The following is an 18,269-nucleotide window of genomic DNA, read 5'->3' as shown; positions in this document are numbered from 1 at the left end:
GCGCCACCGACGACGCGGCGCCCGACCTCGGTGCGGCCTCGCCCACCGAGAAGCTGGTCGGCGGGCCCGGGGCGCGCCGGCGCGGCTCGCGGCGCGACGGTGACGGCTCCGCGCCGGAGCGGACCTTCATGGGGTTGTCCACCGCGCGTGCCGTGGTGTTGGCCGTGGTCGTGTGCGCGGTCGCGCTGACCCTGGCGATGCCGCTGCGCACCTACCTCACCCAGCGGGCCGACGCCGACCAGGTGGCCGCCGAGCGGGCCCAGCTGGAGGACGACGTCGCCCGGCTCACCCGAGAGAAGCAGCAGAACGACGACCCGGCGCACATCAAGGCGCAGGCCCGCGACCGCCTGCAGTACGTGATGCCGGGCGAGACCCCGTACCAGGTGCAGCTGCCGGGTGCGGTCGCGCCGCCGGTGGAGAAGGTGAACAAGCCGAAGCACGACGGCGGCTCCTGGTACACCAACCTGTGGCGTCCGATCGCCGAGCCGCAGCCCGAGCCCGAGCCGACCCCGGCTGGGCCGGTGCCACCCGCGCCCCCGGCCCCCGCGCCCGCCCCGGCGGGATCGATGACCATGCCTGATCAACAAGGAGGGCCAGTCCGGTGACCGAGCCGACCGAAAACAATTCCACCCCCGAGATTCCCCGTGAGGATCTGGACGCGGTCGCGGCGCAGTTGGGCCGCGACCCGCGTGGCGTGCTCGCCATCGCGTACCGCGCCCCGGACGGCGCCCCCGGTGTGGTGAAGACCGCGCCGCGGCTGCCCGACGGCACGCCGTTCCCCACGCTGTACTACTTGACGGACCCGAGGCTCACCGCGGAGGCGAGCCGGCAGGAGTCCGCCGGGGTGATGCGGGAGATGACCGAGCGCCTCGGGAAGGACGCGGACCTGGCCGCGGCGTACCGGCGGGCGTACGAGTCCTACCTGGCCGAGCGCAACGAGATCGAGTCTCTCGGAACAGATTTCACCGGTGGCGGCATGCCGGACCGGGTCAAGTGCCTGCACGTGCTGATGGCGCACTCGCTCGCGAAGGGCCCGGGTGTCAACCCGCTCGGCGACGAGTCGGTGGCGCTGGCGGCGGAGGGCAAGCTGCGCGGGACCGCGATCCCGGCGGACTGGCCCAGGTACGAGCCGCCGACGGCGGAGGGCGAATGACCCGCGTCGCGGCCATCGACTGCGGCACCAACTCGATCAGGCTGCTGATCGCCGACTCCGACGACGCGGGCCGGTTGCACGACGTGCGCCGCGAGATGCGGGTGGTTCGGCTGGGCCAGGGCGTCGACGCCACCGGGCAGTTCGCGCCCGAGGCGATCGAGCGCACCCGCGTCGCCCTCGAGGAGTACGCCGGGATGATCCGGGAGTCCGGGGCGGGCGCGGTGCGGATGGTCGCGACGTCGGCCACCCGGGACGCCTCGAACCGCGAGGACTTCTTCGCGATGACCCGCGAGGTGCTCGGCGCGGTGATCTCCGGCGCCGAAGCCGAGGTGATCTCCGGCGACGAGGAGGCACGGCTGTCGTTCGCCGGCGCGGTCGGTGAACTCGACCCGGCGGCAGGGCCTTTCGTGGTCGTCGACCTCGGAGGCGGTTCCACCGAGCTGGTCCTCGGTGACGGGGGAGGGGTGCACGCCGCGTACTCCACCGACATCGGCTGTGTCCGTCTCACCGAACGCTGCCTGCACGACGACCCGCCGACGGCCGACCAGGTCGAGGCGGCGCAAGCGTTCGCGGCCGAGAAGCTCGGTGAGGCGTTCGACCGGGTGCCCGTCGAGCAGGCGCGCACCTGGGTCGGTGTCGCGGGCACCATGACCACCCTCGCCGCCGTGTCGTTGGACCTGCCGGAGTACGACGCGGAGCGGGTGCACCTGTCACGGATGTCGCTGGAGCGGCTGCACGAGGTCAACCACAGCCTGCTGCACATGACGCACGAGCAGCGCGCCGCGATCGCCACCATCCACCCGGGCCGCGTCGACGTCATCGGCGGCGGTGCGATCGTCGCCGACGTCCTCGGCCGGGAGCTCGCCCGCCGCGCGGGCATCGGCGAGCTGATCGTCAGCGAGCACGACATCCTCGACGGGATCGCGTTGTCGGTCCTGGCCGCGTCGGCCTGAGGTTTTCTTCAGGTTCCCCGCCTGCGGGCGGGGAACCCTCGCCCCCATAGCCCAATTGGCAGAGGCAGCGGACTTAAAATCCGCCAAGTGTCGGTTCGAGTCCGACTGGGGGCACTGGTCAGGGCATGTTTTCATGCCCGAAGCTGGAAGTCATCGTGCGAGGTTGTCAGGGATTGTCACAACAGGCGCGGAACTCGCGGCCTGGAGGAGCGCGGGGTCCTGAAAATGGGCGTAGGTCGAGAGCGTGAACGCCGCTGAAGCGTGCCCCATCCACGCCGCAATACCGCAATCGGGACTCCGCGAAGGTGCATCAATGTTGCGCAAGTGTGACGAGCATTCATGCAGGCGGATCGCCGGTGCCCCCGACCATCTTCGACCGAGGTCGGCCTAACGCAGGACGGGCCATCGGTATTTCGTGGCGCCGATGACGAGAATCCCCACGGTCAGGACGGCGGCGACCGTGAGGCGTGGTCTCTTGGACTTTGCGCCGATCGAGCCCACGAGGAGCAGCGCCGCGGCCGCAATCGTCTTCATCATGCCCATATCCATACCAGGGCATCGCCGTACCGGTTATCCATGATTATCATCGGGCCGCCGCCTGTGCCTGCGCGAGCCAGCGTGCGAAACGCCTCTGGCGCACGATGCGAAACGTCCCAGTTCGAAAGGCTCACCATGCGGCCGGTTGATGCTGCGTGAAGATGCGGTGAGCACCGCTCAGGGGACTTAGCTCGAAGAGTCGAAGCGGAATGTTGTTGACGGACAAGACTTTCTTCAGGGCGATACTGGCAGACGGATGTTTCTGGGGCATGGAGGACTTGATTCGTACGCAACCAGGTGTGGTGTCGACGCGAGTTGGCTACATCGGGGGACGCAACGATCGCCCCACGTATCGCGGTCATCCGGGCCATGCTGAGGCTGTCGAGATCGCCTACGACCCCAGCCGGATGGCTACACCTGCCATTTCCCTCGGCCTCACTGGAAGTTGCCGAAGAGTCGATCTGCCACCTAGACAGGGGCGAACCTATTCGTTACGACTGCCGAGTGGGGAGCTGACTGGTGCTTCCCATACCGATCCGCACCACCCGGGCTGTCACGTCAAGTTCGAACATCGTCCGAACTTCGTTGGGCCGACGACGACGTCAGGAGCGGGCAGCTTGTGCCGGCTGAGCGCGCCAGGCTGTACGCCGATCCGCTCGGCGACCTCGGCGCGCGAGAGGTACACGGCTGGATGGTCAGGCATGCCGCGCTGCCCGGAACCGGTCCTGCGTGATGAACGCGATCACGCCTCCCCATACGGCCCACAACGGCCAGGGCGCGTGCAGCGTCCACAGCACCGCGCCGGTCGCGGCGGTGCCCACGATGTCGTAGTTCCGCTTCATCAAGTCGAGCATGATTTCTCCCGTTCCTCGGTGAGCTGAGTCTGTGAGATCCTGGCCGGTGGGACCGGGGTGACGCATTCACCCCATCGATCGATCTCTCCGCCGATTCAGGTGGAAGCTCCTGTCGCGTGACGACAGGCCGCCCGCTGAGATCCCGGAAAGGCGGCGGATCGCGGCGAGTCCCTCCGGCGTTCCGGGCCAGTGCTTTTCGAGCGCGACTGGCCCGGCCCTGCGCGTGACCGAGCGGAGGGCAATCGCGACGATCATGGCGTCATCCGCGTACCCAATGATGGGTATGAAATCGGGTACAAGGTCGATCGGCATCGCCAGATAAGCCAGTAGAAGCCCTAGAAGTACACGTACGCCGCGCGGCACCGCTGGGTCCGAGGTCAGCCTCTTGATCAGACGGACGATATCCGGCAGCAATCGCAGCGCGTCCTTGACGCTGATCTCGTCTGGTTTGGTCAACCACAAGGCAACCAGCAGCGCCACCCACAGCAATAGCAGGCCACCGGCCACAGACAAGACGAACCACCACATACATCAATCAGAGCACGCCGGAACAGACGTCTTGTGACGTCAGGGAGCGGATGGTGCGGGCCAAGGCTTCTGACTTGTATGGCGGGGCGGCTCGTGTTCGAACCGGCGGGTTCGTAACGTGCCGTAGGAGACCGTGGTGACTGGCTCGTGGGCTTCCTGCCACTCGACCGGCCGGAGGGTTGGCTCAAAGAGGGTTCTGCCTCACCACGGTCTCCGTCCGCAGCCTGGCTCAACACAGGAACGTCACCGAACCCGGTGACCGGAAGTCGGAATGCCGGCCGCAGATACCCCCATCCACTCGGCACGGAGGTACGCATCGGTGATCGTGATCGGAATCGACCCGCACAAGTCCACCCACACCGCGACCGCGGTCGACTCAACAACGAACACCGATCTCGGCTCAATCCGGATCAACGCGTCGTTCGACGACTACGCCCAGCTCATGACCTGGTCGAAACAGTGGCCAGACCGTATCTGGGCAGTGGAGAACGCCTCCGGACTCGGGCACCACCTCACCCAATGGCTCATCAGCCGGGGAGAGGCCGTGGTGGACGTGCCGTCGACCGCGACGGCACGGGTGCGGGAGCTCTCTCGCGGCGGACGCCGCAAGAACGACCGCATCGACGCGGCCGCAGCCGCGTGTGTCGCGTTCAGCCAGGGCGACTTCCGGCCGGTCGCCCCGGAGGGACACACCGATGTGCTGCGGATCCTCGACGAACGCCGCACCGACCTGGTCAAACAGAACGGCCGGCTGGTCAACCAGCTCCACGCCGTCCTGCGCGAGCTCTTGCCGGGTGGGATCGAGCGCGACTTCGCCACCGAGGATGCCGCCACACAGCTCAAACGGTTGCTGCCCGAGACTGCGGCGGACGCGATGCGTAAGAACATCGCACTCGAGATCGTCGGTGACCTGCGACGGATCCGGTTTCAGATCGATGACCTCACCACCCGCATCAAAACGGAACTTGCCGCTTCCGGCACTCAGCTCGCGAAGATCCCCGGTGTCGGCACCGTGACCGCAGCCCGGATCCTTGCCCGCACCGGCAACCCCAGCCGATTCGCGAACGAGGCCGCCTTTGCCAGCTACACCGGCACCGCGCCCGTTGAGGTTGCCAGCGCCGATAAACAGCGTCACCGGCTCTCCCGCAGCGGGGACCGCTCCCTGAACGCCGCCATCCATATCGTCGCCGTCACCCAAGCCCGGACCCCCAGTAGCCCCGGATACGCCTACCATCAGCGCAAGATGGCCGAGGGCAAGTCGTCTCGTGAGGCTATGCGCTGCCTCAAACGGCAAGTCGCCAAGCGGTTATGGCGCACAATGCGTGACGACTTCGAGCAACGCCTCGCGATGCCGTTGTCGGCGTAGCACGCCCATGCGCACACACACGGGCGGACTACTGGTGTGTGTACCTGGCTCAAACAGCTCGCGGGTTAGGAGACACGCTCTAGCTGAGTCCGATCGGGGTGTCAGCAGCCCCGACCGCCGACCGCCCCATGTGAAGGATCGGGAACGGGCGCCCGTCTCCATCAGTCGCCGATCGACTCAGAACGACGAAACCGTAGTGCTGGTAGAAGCCGGCAGCCTGCGGGTTCTGCTCGTTGACGTCCAGGCGCAGATCGGGGTGGCACTCGATCGCGCGCGACAGAAGCGCCGAACCGACACCATGCCCGCGGTAGGTACTGTCGACGAACAGCATCTCGAGTGAGTTACCCGCCAGCCCCGAGAATGCCACCGGCGTCTCCTCGGCCTCCGCGACCGTCAGTTCGACGGCCGGGAAATAGTCGCTGAGCATCCGTGACTCGTAGAAGTCGACATCCTCCGGGGTAAGAAAGTCGTGGGTTGCCTCAACGGCGCTTCGCCAGATGTGTACGAGTGCCGGCCACTCCGCCTCGCCCTTGCACGGGCGGAGAACGAGTCCCTTAGATGTGCTCATGAGTGCACACTACAGACGGTTGAAAGCTGGTCGTCAACCGATTTTTGCCTGGATTCAACAGGGCTCAGAGGGGGGCGACCGACTGCTCCGCAAGTCCTAGCGGCCGGGTGTTCGAATCATCCGGCGCTTGACAGCACACACAGGAACCGACGCTGGCCCGGACCAAGTTGTCAGGCGGTGTTCGAACAATCTGCACGCTTGACGAATGCAGAGGAACCCTCTGTCACCCACAGTGGCCAGGGTTGCGATCCTCGAACGAGCGTACGAATCGGTGTTCGCTCGGAGCATGGCCACGTACACCGAGCCGGCCCCGCGCCACTGCGCGAACGGGCATCCACTCGGCCGGATCTCTGCCCCGTCGGCTGGGAGGCCGGTGCCTGCCATCCCAAGCTTGGACACCGGCCGCACACCTGCCGACGTTGTGCGGCCGTCGTCTGCACACCGCCGTGTTCGGAGCGTTCTCCGCATCGAGAGCCCGAGTAGCACCGAGTGCTGTTCGGGGCGACCTCATCCGCGATACCGTGGACGAGCCGAATTCACTGTCACCACTTGCCTGCGAGGTGCCCTCATGCGCGCCCATTTCGGCGATTCCGAACTCGAATCTGGCCCGGGATACTCTTCGCCGCCGCGACCGTCGCGGTCATCCTCACGTTGCTGATGTACCCGATGCCGTGACCTTCTAGACCTGTTGACGACCAAGTGCGCGGAAGACTTCGTCATGTTGCCAAAAGAGGAACAGCACCTGATCGACCTGGCGACTCGGCGCCTCGCCGAGAAGTACCCCGAGAAGTCGTTCGCGGACGTCAGTGATGCGATCTCCCGTGCCCACGCGCATTTCGTCGGCAGCCGGATCCGCGACTACTTGCCCCTGCTGGTTGAGCGGCATGCGGATCGAGAACTGGGTGCCGATGCACGGATCGCGTAGGGGCGGTCTGGCCAGGTTGGTCCTCGGATGTACCCTCCTACGCCGACTGGAGAAGTTCGTCTGTTTCGCCGCTCGGGGAGGGCGCTTCACTGGGAATGGCGATGAACATCTGGCGCATCACAGCACGAGTCAACGTGCCCACGACGCGAACCTGGAGGTCCAGGGCTGCGTCAGTGGTCGCCAACGCGAGCACTAGGGGTGTGCCAATCCACACCGGAATCTTCATGCGCTTCCTCCTCCGGACTGCGTGCGCCCGCCAGTGACGGAGTTCTGGCGGGAATGGACCAGGCGGCCCCGTCGACACAGGGGGGTGGTCGACGGGGCCTACGCCAGTCACCGAGGGATGCTGGCGCGAACTCACCCTAGGTGTTGCAAGTCGTTACTCGCGCGTACGGAACTGGGCGATTCTTCAGATACTGCGCGGACGCAGCAGGAAACAACGCTCTCCGGCAGGATCGTGCACCACTTGGTCGCGCGCGGAGGCAGCGAGAATCTCTCGTGCCGGATGGTGTGGTCGCCGCGCTACCGGGAAGCGCCGATCCGCCGCGGGCACCGCACTCACGGCTGCCGCGAGTGTGGCGCCGTCACCTACGCGCCGTCGTGACGCCGCGCCGGCGCCGCAGCGGGACCGGTGGGCGGACAGTTGAAGTGCGATCACCTGTGCGGACTCTGGTTGATGTGTTCCCGGAGGCGGCGATGAAACCTCTCACGATGGTCGTGCAGCAATTCAGCCGCGGCCGCATCCACGGCTTGTTCGCGCTGCTCGATCCTGCGTAGCTGTCGTGCGCGCGTTGTGCGAGCTGGGGCGGTCTGTTCGCGGAGCGCGCACGCTCGGTCGTGGGCAGACCTGTCGTCCAGCAGGTAGGCCGCCGCACGATCGCAGTCGATGAGGACCTTCTCGTATCCCAGGCGCAGTGCAGACTCCTCGGGGAGCCACGCAACGGCGGCGACCTCGATCAGTTGGAGCGGTAGGCGTGCGAGCCGGTAGTTGAATCGGGCCATCGCCAAGGGCAGGCTGGGCACTGCTCGATCGTATAGGCAGCGCGACGGCGCGGCTGTGGACAACCGCTGGGTAGTTTTCGCCCGGGGTGTCCGGGCATCTGTCATGGTGGGTGACGATGGCAGTGCGGATCCGGCCTGGTTTGTGGGCCTGCGCGATCTCTCACATCGATATTCGCTACCGCCGGTCGGCGTCCGATCGGGACGAGAACGAGGTCATCAGCGGTGGCGGCACACGTGACCATCCGAGGATGAGGTGAAGCGGTGAACGTCAACGTGCTCGAATTGCTGCTGTTGCTGGCCGCCGGGATCGGTGTCGCAGTACTCGTGCGGGCGAAGGTTCACCATCCGGAATACCAGCAACCATCCGGCATCAGCCAGGGCTGACGTGGGGTGGACCCGCCAGGTCGAGCATCCCTGACACGCCCCCCACGAGGGCCACGACCGCCAAGGCGTGCCCGCCGGCGACCTTCGCGCCGCGCTTCGTCGGCTCACGCTCGGCGAGGGTCGGCCCCGGAGTGGTCGGTTCGCCAGTCGATTGCACGGGGGTCCACTGCCGGTCATCCCGGCGCCGCAACGAGTCAGAACCGCCGGGGGCCGGGTATCAGCCGGGGCCGGTGCGTTCAGGCCCGCATCCGGCCTGGGGGTACCGAGTGTCGGGAGTAGTCGAACGCAGAGGGAGGGGCTCCGTGCCCGCACTCTGCCCCCAACCGAGCGAGCAGTAGCGCACGTGCGCGTGCACACAATGCGCTGGTCATGCCGGTAGTCCGCATGTCGCGGCGGGTCATGCAGACGGCGGAAGGTCGGTTCCGGCCCGACCCGGGGCATCGCCGTTCGACCGCACCTTCGAGCTCGTCAACGACCAAGTCCGAGGCGTCGCGGCCCCGCGTATCGGCGTGCCGTCACGGCATCGCGCCGCGGTTCCAGCCGTTCGACCGGCCCATTTGGTCGAACTGTGCCTGAGGTCACAGATTTTCTTGCGTGTCGCTACGAACCGTGCACTGACCAGCGGAAGCCCTATACCAGTTGACGGCGTAAAACAAGATCAATTTTTGATAACAAGTGGGTCACGATCGACAGAATCGAGATCCGTTCGTAACTTTGTCGCCAACGAAAGCCCGAGTCCGCACCTGTCGGAGACCGGGCCCAGCCGACAAAGAACGAGGTGTTAACTGTGGGAACTCTCCGCAGCACGTTCCATCGCTCCAGTTCGCTCGCCGCCCGTTCGTCCGACCCGCAGCGCCGCGGACTGGGCCGCGCCAAGGGCGTCGCCATCGCCGCCGTCACCGGCGCCATCCTGGCCGGGGGTGTGCCGTTCGGCATCGCCACCGCGTCCGCCGCGCCGGTTGCCCTTCCTTCGTTGCCTGCGGGTGCCGCGCTGCCGGCCCCGCTGCCCGACGCCGCCGCCGCGCAGCGGTGGTTCGACGACCAGCTCAAGGCGGTCCTTCCGCCCAACTCGTCGGCCGTGCCGTCCAAGGCGCTCACCGTTCAGCCGGTCTCGGGCAAGCTCTCCTCCGGGTACGGCGCACGCTGGGGCTCGCATCACGGCGGCGTCGACATCGCGGCCGGCATCGGCACCCCGGTGCTGGCAGCCGCCGACGGTGAGGTCATCAACGCCGGAACGGCCTCCGGGTTCGGGCTGTGGGTGCGCGTGCGTCACGACGACGGCACCATCACCGTCTACGGCCATGTCAACGAGTACCTCGTGAACGTCGGCCAGCGGGTCGTCGCGGGCCAGCAGATCGCGACCGTCGGCAACCGCGGTCAGTCGACCGGGCCGCACCTGCACTTCGAGGTGTGGGACCCGAACGGCAACCAGGTCGACCCCAATGCGTGGTTGGCGCACCGTGGTGTCGCGGTGACCTGGTCGTAGAGCCAGGTGCGAGACGAGCGGCCGCTCAGCAGGTTCCCTGCTGGGCGGCCGTTGTCGTGTTCCATGTCTGATCCGCAGTGGAGCTCGTGCGGGGCACGGCAACGGCCCTCTTCGTGGCCGCGTGCATAGCAGACGCGCTCCCCGTCATGGCGAGAACGCGTTACAACATCAAGATTCGGTTACGGTGGACGCGGCCGATATCGTTTTGTTATCTTCGATCGCGGACAAGGGCACAGGCCACAACCGAGGTCGCCCCCAACCCGATGTGACGAGGTACTTACCGTGGGCGATCACCGCAGGTCAGGCAGTCGATCCAACGTGTTCACGATCGACGCCGGCCCCATCCGCGGACGCCACCGCGTCGCCGCACCGCGTAACGGTGCGGGTGTGAAGGCCGCGACCGTGGCCGCCGCCACCGGCGCCGTCCTCGCCGGCGGCGCGCAGTTGGGCGCGGCCACCGCGTCGGCCGCCCCCGTCATCGCCCTCCCGACGCTGCCCGCGGGCGTGCTGCCCGCCGGTGTCGCCCTCCCGACCCACATCGAGCTGCCCGAGGGCGTCGAGCTGCCCGGTATCGAGCTGCCCGAGAGCATCGACATGGGTTCCCCGATCGCCCTGCCGGACCTCGGTGGGGGCGTCGCGGCCGCTCAGCAGTGGGCCAACGACCAGCTCGAGACCGCCGCCCCGCTGAAGGCGCGCACCGTGCAGCCGGTCTCCGGGACCCTGACCTCCGACTTCGGCTCCCGCTGGGGAGCCCACCACGGCGGGCTCGACATCGCCGCGCCGATCGGCACCCCGGTGCTCGCGGCCACCGACGGAACCGTCATTTCCGCCGGCGCCGCCTCCGGCTTCGGGCTGTGGGTGCGGGTGCAGGCAGACGACGGCACCATCACCGTGTACGGCCACGTCAACGACTACCAGGTCTACGAGGGCCAGCGGGTCAGTGCCGGCGACCAGATCGCGACCGTGGGCAACCGCGGTCAGTCGACCGGGCCTCACCTGCACTTCGAGGTGTGGGACCAGAGCGGCAACAAGGTGGACCCGGGGAAGTGGCTGCGTGACCGCGGCGTCTCCGTCACCTGGCTCGGCCGCAACGCCTGACCCCTGGTCAGACTGGAATCAATTCCATAGGGTGCGATGAGGATTGGCGACGAGCCGGTCCCGACCACCCGAGGAGTTGCCGCGTGACCGAGACGATCGTGTCCAACCAGGAGCAGGCGCTGTCGACGCTCCTCGCCGACCGTTACAGCTGCCGATCCTTCACGTCGGAGCCCGTGCCGCACGAGGTCATCGAGCAGATCCTCGCGCTCGCCCAGCGCACTCCGTCCTGGTGCAACACCCAGCCGTGGCAGGTCGCCGTCACCGAGGGCGCGGCCACCGAGCGCTTCCGTGACGGACTGGCCGCGTACGTGCGGTCCGCGCCGCAGGAGCCGGACCTGGCCTTCCCCCGCGAGTACCGCGGCGTCTACCAGGAACGCCGACGCGAGTGCGCGATGGCGCTGTACTCGAGCGTCGGCGTCGCGGGCGACCGGGCCGCGTCGGCCGAGCAGACGATGAAGAACTTCGAGCTGTTCGGCGCCCCGCACGTCGCGGTGATCACCACCGACGAGGCGCTGGGCACCTACGGCGCCGTCGACTGCGGCCTCTACGTCAACACCTTCCTGCTGGCCGCGCAGAGCCTCGGCGTCGCGACCATCCCGCAGGCCGCCCTCGCCGGCAGTTCGAAGTACCTGCGGGAGTTCTTCGCGCTGCCCGACGACCGGCTCGTGGTGTGCGCGATCTCGTTCGGCTATCCAGACCTCGACCACCCGGCGAACAACTTCCGCACCACCCGCGCCGCCGTCGACGCGGCCGCGACCTGGGTGTCCGAGTAGGCCCGGCCGGCCACCTGAAACACTGGTACGCGTGCCGGTCCCCGAAGATCTCCTGTCCCAGCTGCGTAGGTTCCCCGACGTCGAGGCGCCGAACCTGTTCGCCGTGGACGGTGCGGACCGCCTGATCCTCGACGAGGCGGGCGACGCACTGCTCGCGGCGGAGCCGGGGACGGTCGCGGTGATCGGCGACCGGTACGGCGCGCTGACCCTCGGCGCGGTCGCCGGCTTCGGGGTGCGCTCGCCGCGCGTACACCAGGACCCGCTGACCGGGGAGCAGGCGCTCGCGGCGAACGCGGAGCGCGCCGGGCTGGTCGGCGGCTACCGGTCCTGCGGGCTCGACGCGGAGCTGCTCGCCGGTGCGAAGGTGGTGCTGCTGCAGCTGCCCCGCAGTCTCGCCGAGCTCGAGGAGATCGCGGAAACCGTTGCCCGCCATGCCGACCCGGACGTGGTGGTCTACGGCGGCGGTCGCGTCAAGCACCTGTCGGTCGCGATGAACGAGGTGCTCGCGCGCAGCTTCGCGGACGTCCACGCCACCCTCGGCCGGCAGAAGGCGCGGGTGCTCGTGGCCCGCGGCGCCCTCCCGGCGGCGTCGACCCCCGGCTACCCGCGGCGCGAACGGCTCGACGAGCTCGGCCTCGAGGTGGTCGCGCACGGCGCCGCCTTCGCCGGCACCAAACTAGACATCGGCACCCGGTTCCTGCTCGACCAGCTGCCGCGGATGAGTCCCGACGCCGCCACCGCGGTCGACCTCGGCTGTGGGACCGGGATTCTCGCCGTCTCCCTGGCGACGGCGCGACCGGAGCTGGCGGTGATCGCCACCGACCAGTCCGCCGCCGCCGTCGCCTCGGCGGCCGCCACGGCCCGCGCGAACGGCGTCGAGGACCGGGTGACCGCCCTGCGCGACGACGCCATGTCCACCCTCGGGGACGCCTCGGTGGACCTGGTGGTGTGCAACCCGCCCTTCCACGTCGGCGCCGCCGTGCACACCGGCGGGGCCCTCGCGATGTTCCGGGCCGCGGGCCGGGTGCTGCGCCCGGGCGGGGAACTGTGGACCGTCTACAACTCGCACCTGGGCTACCGGGGACCGCTGCGCTCGTTCGTCGGGTCGACCGAGCAGGTGGCGCGGAACGCCAAGTTCACCGTCACCCGCTCGGTCCGCGACGCGTAGCGGACCACACGCGCTGACGGTGCGGACGGTAGAGTCCGAATTGTCCGTCCGAGGAAATTCGCCGCCGACCCACGCGCGGGAAGCGCGGGAACCAACCGGCGGGGCCAGTCGTTTTACCAGCAACAGATCCACCCAAACGGGATTTTCCCGGAGCGGTCGGGCCACAGCGGCCCGACCCGGCTCACAGCGAGCCAGAAGAAGAAGGGACACGCACGGTGCGCACCTCCAGCAACCCGGTGTTCCGCAACCTCCCCAAACAGGAGGGCGGCGGATACGCCTCGTTCGGTTCTGCCACGGCGGGCGCCGGGCAGATGAGCCAGCAGTTCGGCCAGCCGCAGTACACCCAGGCCGAGCCCTACACCACCGGTCCGGCGCAGCGGGCCATGACCATCGACGACGTGGTCACCAAGACCGGCATCACGCTCGGTGTGCTGTCCATCTCGGCGATCATCTCGTACTTCCTGGTCAACAACGACGTGAACCTCGCGACGCCGTTCGTGGTCGGCGGCGGCCTGATCGGCCTGGTGCTGGTCCTGGTGGCCACCTTCGGCCGGAAGATGGACAACCCGGCGATCGTCCTCGCCTACGCGGTCGCGGAGGGCTTCTTCCTCGGTGCGCTCTCGTTCATGTTCACCGACATCACGTTCCAGGGTGCGGGCGGCGGCACGCTCATCGCGCAGGCCGTGCTCGGCACCTTCGGCGTGTTCTTCGGCATGCTGGTGGTCTACAAGACCGGCGCCATCCGCGTCACGCCGCGGTTCACCCGGATGCTCATCGGCGGCATGATCGGCGTGCTGGTCCTGGCGCTCGGCAACATCGTCGCCAGCTTCTTCACCCCGGGCGGCCTCGGCCTCCGCGACGGTGGCGCCGTGGCGATCATCTTCAGCCTCGTCTGCATCGGCCTCGCCGCGTTCAGCTTCCTGCTGGACTTCGACGCCGCCGACCAGCTGATCCGCGCCCAGGCGCCGGAGAAGGCGGCCTGGGGCGTCGCGTTCGGCCGGGCGGTTACCGGGACAACGGCCGAGAGGCCTCCCCGGTAACCGCCCGTTCGGCGTCATACCGGGGCCCCGGCGGCGAGGAGTTTCTCGCGAACCCGTCGGACCAGCGCGGCCGGGCGGTCGTTGAGCAGCAGCGTCGCGACCCGCATTCCCTCGACGACGGTGCTCTCACCGGGTTCGAGGCGGTAGTCGTGCACGAACAGATTCGGGGCCGGCCGGTGATGGCCCGACCTGATCACCTCGGCGGGCGCGGACGCGTCGATCCACTTGGCGCCGTGCACGGCCGCCGCCGAAAACCCGGTGAGGACTGCGTCCGGGGCGGCGAATACCCAGGCGGCACGGGCCCGCACGGCGGCGGTGAGCTCGACCCGTCTGACGACGTAGACGTCGCGGTAGATGCGGGCGAAGTTGGTATTCGGTGACCAGCCCCGCCGCAATGGCGCTCGATCCCCGAAACGGTGCGTCGTGTGCCCCCATCGGCTCACCACGCCGCCTCGGCGATGCCCGATCTCGGCGAACCGTCGACCTGTGGACAACCCGCGAATCGATCCACAACGCCGAACGGGCGGTTACCGGGGAGGCCTCTCGGCCGTTGTCCCGGTAACCGCCCGTTCGCGGTGGTGCAGAAGGACTAGCTGAGGCGCTCGAGCACCATCGCCATGCCCTGGCCGCCGCCGACGCACATGGTCTCGACGCCGAAGGTCTTGTCCTGCTCACGCAGGTTGTTGATCAGCGTGTTGGTGATGCGGGCTCCGGTCATGCCGAACGGGTGGCCCAGGGCGATCGCGCCACCGGAGACGTTGATCTTGTCCTCGTCGAGGTCGAGCGCGCGGGCGGAGCCCAGGACCTGCACCGCGAACGCCTCGTTGATCTCGTACAGGTCGATGTCCGAGGTGGTCATCTTCGCGTAGCCGAGGGCCTTCTTGACGGCCTCGATCGGGCCCAGGCCCATGATCTCGGGGGACAGGCCGGTCGCGGCGGTCGCGACGACGCGCGCCAGCGGGGTCAGGCCGAGGGCCTTCGCCTTGGTGTCGCTCATGATGACGAGCGCGGCGGCACCGTCGTTGAGCGGGCAGGCGTTGCCGGCGGTGACGGAGCCGTCGGGACGGAAGACCGGCTTGAGCTGGCTGATCTTGTCGTAGCTGGTGCCGGCGCGCGGGCCGTCGTCGGTGGAGACGACGGTGCCGTCGGCGAGGGTGACCGGGGTGATCTCCTTGGCGAAGAAGCCGCGGTTGATGGCCTCCTCCGCGCGGTTCTGGCTGCGGACGCCCCAGCGGTCCTGGTCCTCACGGCTGATGCCGGTCAGGGAGGCGACGTTCTCGGCGGTCTGGCCCATGCCGATGTAGACGTCCGGGATCAGGCCGGCCTCGCGCGGGTCGGACCAGGCGATGCCGCCCTGGGCGCCGAGCTCGGTGCGGGCCTGCGCCTCGGCGTACAGGGCGTTCTTGGTGTTCGGCCAGCCGTCGGCGGTGCCGGTGGAGAAGGACGAGACGGACTCGACGCCCGCGGAGATGAACACGTCGCCCTCGCCCGCGCGGATGGCGTGCATGGCCATCCGGGTGGTCTGCAGCGAGGAGGAGCAGTAGCGGTTGACGGTGACGCCGGGCAGGAAGTCGTAGCCGAGCGTGGTCGCGACAACCTTGGCGATGTTGTAGCCGGACTGGCCGCCGGGCTGGCCACAGCCCATCATCAGGTCGTCGATCTCGGTGGGATCCAGCTCGGGGATCTTCGCGAGCGCTGCGGCGACCATCTGGGCGGCCAGGTCGTCGGGACGGATGTCCTTGAGCGAACCCTTGCCGGCGCGGCCGATGGGCGAACGTACAGCGGAGACAATGACGGCCTCAGGCATGAGAACTCCTTGCAGTAATCGGTGTGCGTGGTGGGTGCCACACACGGTGGATTTGACCCAGACGTTACGTGGCGCTTTCCGCGCGCTGGCGACGCCGTCGGTCATCGACGATTTTCAGTACCCCGGACGTCGGTTCCGGTGCCACCTCGACGGGCCCGTCGACGCCCTGCCGGTCGCGTCGGGCGCTGTCGCGTCGCCACAGGAAACGGTTGGCGGCCTGGGTGATTCGCGATGCCAGCCGACGCGACTCGGCGGCCTCGGACACCGCGGGCAGGTCCGGCAACGGGCCGCCGTCCCATTCACCGAGAGCCGCCGCCAGCACGGGCAGCAGTTGCCGGGCGGCCAGGTCGTATCCCGCGGCCGACGGGTGGAAGCGGTCCGCCGAGAACATGTCGTCGGGGGCGGCGAGGAACTCCGGTGCCAGCAGGTCCGCGAGGGGCACAGGGTGCCCGCCGTTGGTGAGCACCGCCGTCGCCTGCGCCCGCGCCAGCCGATGCCCCCACTCCCGGACGACGGTGCGCAGCGGCTGCGGGATCGCGGTGACCACGCCCAGGTCGGGGCACGTGCCGACCACGACCACGCTGCCCGCCCGGCGCAGCCGAGCCGTCGCGTCGCCGAGCCGGCGGGCGGAGGCGTGCACGGCGTTCTTCGCGGTCACGTCGTTGGCGCCGATCAGGATCACGGCGGCGTCCGGTGGCGGTCCGGCGACGAACATCGCGTCGATCTGGCCGCACAGCCCCTTCGAGGTGGCGCCGCCGATGGCCTTGGTGCTCAGCCGCACCCGCTTGCCCGTCTCGTCGGCGAGGCCCCGGGCCAGCCGCACCCCGGGCACCTCCTCGGCGCCGGCGCAGCCCACCCCGGCGGCGGTGGAGTCGCCGAAGATCATCAGGTGCAGGTCGAAGGGGACGCCCGGCCACCACCGCTGCGGCGCCGCGCACCCGGCGGTGTAGATGCCGTCGGCCTCGGGCGGCTTGGCGACGTTACGGCCGATCACGCCGCGCGCGGCGGAGGCCTGACCGTTGAGGTAGCGGTACAGCGCCCACGAGGCGGCGCCCGCCGAGGACCCCGCGACGGCCGTCGCCGCGCCCGCCTTCGTCGCCGTCTTCCATCCGCTGCTGGGCACCGCAACACACCTTCCGTCGCCGGGTGGGCCGCCTGGCGACAAACCTAGTGCGAAAGTGCCGTCCGCGTCGTTCTGCGGACCTGGTGTTGCCGATACGGCGCGCTCTGGGAGCATGGACCCATGCGCATCGCGGATCATGTCGTGGACCTCATCGGAAACACTCCGCTGGTCAAGCTGAATTCGGTGGTCGGCCCCGGTTCGGGACTGGTGGCGGCCAAGATCGAGTACCTCAACCCGGGCGGCAGCTCCAAGGACCGGATCGCGGTCAAGATGATCGACGCCGCCGAGGCATCGGGCGAGCTCAAGCCCGGTGGCACCATCGTCGAGCCGACGTCGGGCAACACCGGGATCGGGCTGGCGCTGGTGGCGCAGCAGCGCGGTTACAAGTGTGTCTTCGTCTGCCCGGACAAGGTCAGCGAGGACAAGCGCAACGTCCTCAAGGCGTACGGCGCCGAGGTCGTGGTGTGCCCGACCGCGGTCGCTCCGGAACACCCGGACAGCTACTACAACGTCTCCGACCGCCTGGCGCGCGAGCTGCCCGGCGGCTGGAAGCCCAACCAGTACTCCAACCCGGGCGGGCCCGCGAGCCACTACGAGACCACCGGACCCGAGATCTGGCGGGACACCGAGGGCAAGGTGACGCACTTCGTCGCCGGCGTCGGCACCGGCGGCACCATCACCGGCACCGGCCGCTACCTAAAGGAGGTCTCCGGCGGCAAGGTCAAGGTCATCGGCGCCGATCCCGAGGGTTCGGTCTACTCCGGCGGCACCGGTCGGCCGTACCTGGTCGAGGGCGTCGGCGAGGACTTCTGGCCGTCCGCCTACGACCCGTCGATCCCGGACGAGATCATCGCGGTCTCCGACGCCGACTCGTTCGACATGACCCGCCGCCTGGCCCGCGAGGAGGGCCTGCTGGTCGGCGGCTCGTGCGGCATGGCCGTGGTGGCCGCGCTGCGCGTCGCCGAGCGCGAGCCCGACGCGGTGATCGTGGTGCTGCTGCCCGACGGCGGCCGCGGCTACCTGTCGAAGATCTTCAACGACAAGTGGATGTCCTCGTACGGATTCCTGCGCAGCCGGCTCGACGGCACCGTCGACGAGCCCACCGTCGGGGACGTGCTGCGCGCCAAGTCCGGCGAGCTGCCGGACCTGGTGCACACGCACCCGTCGGAGACCCTGCGCGACGCGATCGAGATCCTCCGCGAGTACGGCGTCTCGCAGATGCCGGTGGTCGGCGCGGAACCGCCCGTGATGGCCGGCGAGGTGGCGGGCAGCGTCAGCGAGCGCGACCTGCTCTCCGCGGTCTTCGAGGGCCGCGCGCAGCTCGCCGACTCCGTCGAGAAGCACATGAGCGCGCCGTTCCCGCTGATCGGTGCCGGCGAGCCGGTCACCGCGGCGACCAAGGCGCTCGGCGACACCGACGCGTTGATGGTGGTCGAGGACGGCAAGCCGGTCGGCGTCATCACCCGACACGACCTGCTCGGGTTCCTCAGCGCGGGGTCGTAAA

General features: G+C 68.9%; 21 protein-coding genes, 1 tRNA gene and 1 pseudogene. 14 read left to right on the top strand and 9 right to left on the bottom strand.

Annotated features, from left to right (window positions below; all coding sequences use genetic code 11):
* The 4 genes from AC1DWC_RS18580 to AC1DWC_RS18565 all read left to right on the top strand — a co-directional run.
* The coding region (locus AC1DWC_RS18580; protein ID WP_477910347.1) for an FtsB family cell division protein at positions 1 to 605 on the top strand (605 nt) is incomplete at its 5' end.
* Positions 602 to 1,153: a DUF501 domain-containing protein gene (locus tag AC1DWC_RS18575; protein WP_477910345.1), complete on the top strand. Its 552-nt coding sequence runs from the start codon at positions 602 to 604 to the stop codon at positions 1,151 to 1,153. The genes AC1DWC_RS18580 and AC1DWC_RS18575, both read left to right, overlap by 4 nt.
* Positions 1,150 to 2,106, top strand: coding sequence for a Ppx/GppA phosphatase family protein (locus AC1DWC_RS18570; protein WP_477910343.1), 957 nt, complete (start codon positions 1,150 to 1,152; stop codon positions 2,104 to 2,106). The genes AC1DWC_RS18575 and AC1DWC_RS18570 overlap by 4 nt, the downstream gene beginning before the upstream one ends.
* Positions 2,107 to 2,146: 40 nt before the next feature.
* Positions 2,147 to 2,220 (top strand) — tRNA-Leu (locus tag AC1DWC_RS18565).
* Positions 2,221 to 2,493: 273 nt separating this feature from the next.
* Here AC1DWC_RS18565 and AC1DWC_RS18560 read toward each other — a convergent pair.
* Positions 2,494 to 2,643 carry a hypothetical protein gene (locus tag AC1DWC_RS18560; RefSeq protein WP_477910341.1) on the bottom strand — a complete coding sequence of 50 codons (150 nt, stop codon included), beginning with the start codon at positions 2,641 to 2,643 and terminating at the stop codon, positions 2,494 to 2,496.
* 209 nt (positions 2,644 to 2,852) lie between these two features.
* Between AC1DWC_RS18560 and AC1DWC_RS18555 the strand changes: the two are divergent.
* Positions 2,853 to 3,050, top strand: a pseudogene (locus tag AC1DWC_RS18555) (peptide-methionine (S)-S-oxide reductase); the annotation flags it as partial.
* Positions 3,051 to 3,338: 288 nt separating this feature from the next.
* Here the strand turns inward: AC1DWC_RS18555 and AC1DWC_RS18550 are convergent.
* Complete coding sequence (locus tag AC1DWC_RS18550) at positions 3,339 to 3,497, bottom strand: hypothetical protein (protein ID WP_477910339.1); 159 nt, start codon at positions 3,495 to 3,497, stop codon at positions 3,339 to 3,341.
* 66 nt (positions 3,498 to 3,563) lie between these two features.
* Positions 3,564 to 4,025, bottom strand: a complete 462-nt coding sequence (locus tag AC1DWC_RS18545; protein ID WP_477910337.1) for a YkvA family protein — start codon at positions 4,023 to 4,025, stop codon at positions 3,564 to 3,566.
* A 319-nt stretch (positions 4,026 to 4,344) separates the two neighbouring features.
* On the opposite strand from AC1DWC_RS18545, the gene AC1DWC_RS18540 reads away from it, so the two are divergent.
* Positions 4,345 to 5,391, top strand: a complete 1,047-nt coding sequence (locus tag AC1DWC_RS18540) for an IS110 family RNA-guided transposase (protein ID WP_477910335.1) — start codon at positions 4,345 to 4,347, stop codon at positions 5,389 to 5,391.
* A 79-nt stretch (positions 5,392 to 5,470) separates the two neighbouring features.
* On the opposite strand, the gene AC1DWC_RS18535 is transcribed toward AC1DWC_RS18540, so the two are convergent.
* Entirely contained in the window at positions 5,471 to 5,959 is a 489-nt protein-coding gene (locus AC1DWC_RS18535; RefSeq protein WP_477838270.1) for an acetyltransferase, read from the bottom strand.
* A 688-nt stretch (positions 5,960 to 6,647) separates the two neighbouring features.
* Here AC1DWC_RS18535 and AC1DWC_RS18530 point away from each other — a divergent pair.
* Positions 6,648 to 6,884, top strand: a complete 237-nt coding sequence (locus AC1DWC_RS18530) for a three-helix bundle dimerization domain-containing protein (RefSeq protein ID WP_477910333.1) — start codon at positions 6,648 to 6,650, stop codon at positions 6,882 to 6,884.
* Positions 6,885 to 6,921: 37 nt separating this feature from the next.
* Here AC1DWC_RS18530 and AC1DWC_RS18525 read toward each other — a convergent pair whose 3' ends face one another.
* Both AC1DWC_RS18525 and AC1DWC_RS18520 read right to left on the bottom strand, forming a co-directional pair.
* On the bottom strand, positions 6,922 to 7,110 hold the full coding sequence (locus AC1DWC_RS18525) for a hypothetical protein (RefSeq protein WP_477910331.1): 189 nt from the start codon (positions 7,108 to 7,110) through the stop codon (positions 6,922 to 6,924).
* A 428-nt stretch (positions 7,111 to 7,538) separates the two neighbouring features.
* The gene (locus AC1DWC_RS18520; RefSeq protein ID WP_477910329.1) at positions 7,539 to 7,907 is read right to left on the bottom strand and encodes a hypothetical protein; all 369 of its coding nucleotides are present in this window, start codon (positions 7,905 to 7,907) and stop codon (positions 7,539 to 7,541) included.
* 240 nt (positions 7,908 to 8,147) lie between these two features.
* Between AC1DWC_RS18520 and AC1DWC_RS18515 the strand changes: the two genes are divergently transcribed.
* The 6 genes from AC1DWC_RS18515 (at position 8,148) to AC1DWC_RS18490 (ending at position 13,835) form a co-directional block, all read left to right on the top strand.
* Positions 8,148 to 8,270, top strand: coding sequence for a hypothetical protein (locus tag AC1DWC_RS18515; protein WP_477841293.1), 123 nt, complete (start codon positions 8,148 to 8,150; stop codon positions 8,268 to 8,270).
* Positions 8,271 to 9,057: 787 nt separating this feature from the next.
* Positions 9,058 to 9,756 carry a M23 family metallopeptidase gene (locus AC1DWC_RS18510; RefSeq protein ID WP_477910327.1) on the top strand — a complete coding sequence of 233 codons (699 nt, stop codon included), beginning with the start codon at positions 9,058 to 9,060 and terminating at the stop codon, positions 9,754 to 9,756.
* A 282-nt stretch (positions 9,757 to 10,038) separates the two neighbouring features.
* Positions 10,039 to 10,854, top strand: coding sequence for a M23 family metallopeptidase (locus AC1DWC_RS18505; RefSeq protein ID WP_477910325.1), 816 nt, complete (start codon positions 10,039 to 10,041; stop codon positions 10,852 to 10,854).
* An 83-nt stretch (positions 10,855 to 10,937) separates the two neighbouring features.
* A complete protein-coding gene (locus AC1DWC_RS18500; protein ID WP_477910323.1) occupies positions 10,938 to 11,627 on the top strand; it encodes a nitroreductase in 690 nt (229 codons plus the stop codon).
* A 31-nt stretch (positions 11,628 to 11,658) separates the two neighbouring features.
* The gene (locus tag AC1DWC_RS18495) at positions 11,659 to 12,795 is read left to right on the top strand and encodes a class I SAM-dependent methyltransferase (protein ID WP_477910321.1); all 1,137 of its coding nucleotides are present in this window, start codon (positions 11,659 to 11,661) and stop codon (positions 12,793 to 12,795) included.
* 215 nt (positions 12,796 to 13,010) lie between these two features.
* Complete coding sequence (locus AC1DWC_RS18490; protein WP_477910319.1) at positions 13,011 to 13,835, top strand: Bax inhibitor-1/YccA family protein; 825 nt, start codon at positions 13,011 to 13,013, stop codon at positions 13,833 to 13,835.
* 14 nt (positions 13,836 to 13,849) lie between these two features.
* Here the strand turns inward: AC1DWC_RS18490 and AC1DWC_RS18485 are convergent, their stop codons facing one another.
* The 3 genes from AC1DWC_RS18485 to AC1DWC_RS18475 form a co-directional block, all read right to left on the bottom strand.
* Positions 13,850 to 14,278: a hypothetical protein gene (locus tag AC1DWC_RS18485; RefSeq protein ID WP_477910317.1), complete on the bottom strand. Its 429-nt coding sequence runs from the start codon at positions 14,276 to 14,278 to the stop codon at positions 13,850 to 13,852.
* 146 nt (positions 14,279 to 14,424) lie between these two features.
* Complete coding sequence (locus AC1DWC_RS18480) at positions 14,425 to 15,642, bottom strand: acetyl-CoA C-acetyltransferase (RefSeq protein WP_477841305.1); 1,218 nt, start codon at positions 15,640 to 15,642, stop codon at positions 14,425 to 14,427.
* Between the two features lie 64 nt (positions 15,643 to 15,706).
* Positions 15,707 to 16,765 (bottom strand): SGNH/GDSL hydrolase family protein, encoded by a 1,059-nt coding sequence (locus tag AC1DWC_RS18475; RefSeq protein ID WP_477910315.1) that lies wholly within the window; start codon positions 16,763 to 16,765, stop codon positions 15,707 to 15,709.
* Positions 16,766 to 16,885: 120 nt separating this feature from the next.
* On the opposite strand from AC1DWC_RS18475, the gene AC1DWC_RS18470 reads away from it, so the two are divergent.
* Positions 16,886 to 18,268, top strand: coding sequence for a cystathionine beta-synthase (locus AC1DWC_RS18470; RefSeq protein ID WP_072846730.1), 1,383 nt, complete (start codon positions 16,886 to 16,888; stop codon positions 18,266 to 18,268).
* The last annotated feature ends 1 nt before the right edge of the window (position 18,269 follow it).

This window comes from Rhodococcus sp. P4_C10, assembly GCF_056402135.1.
The sequence above is the reverse complement of the archived record's forward strand: the minus strand, read 5'-3'. Positions and strand labels throughout refer to the sequence as shown.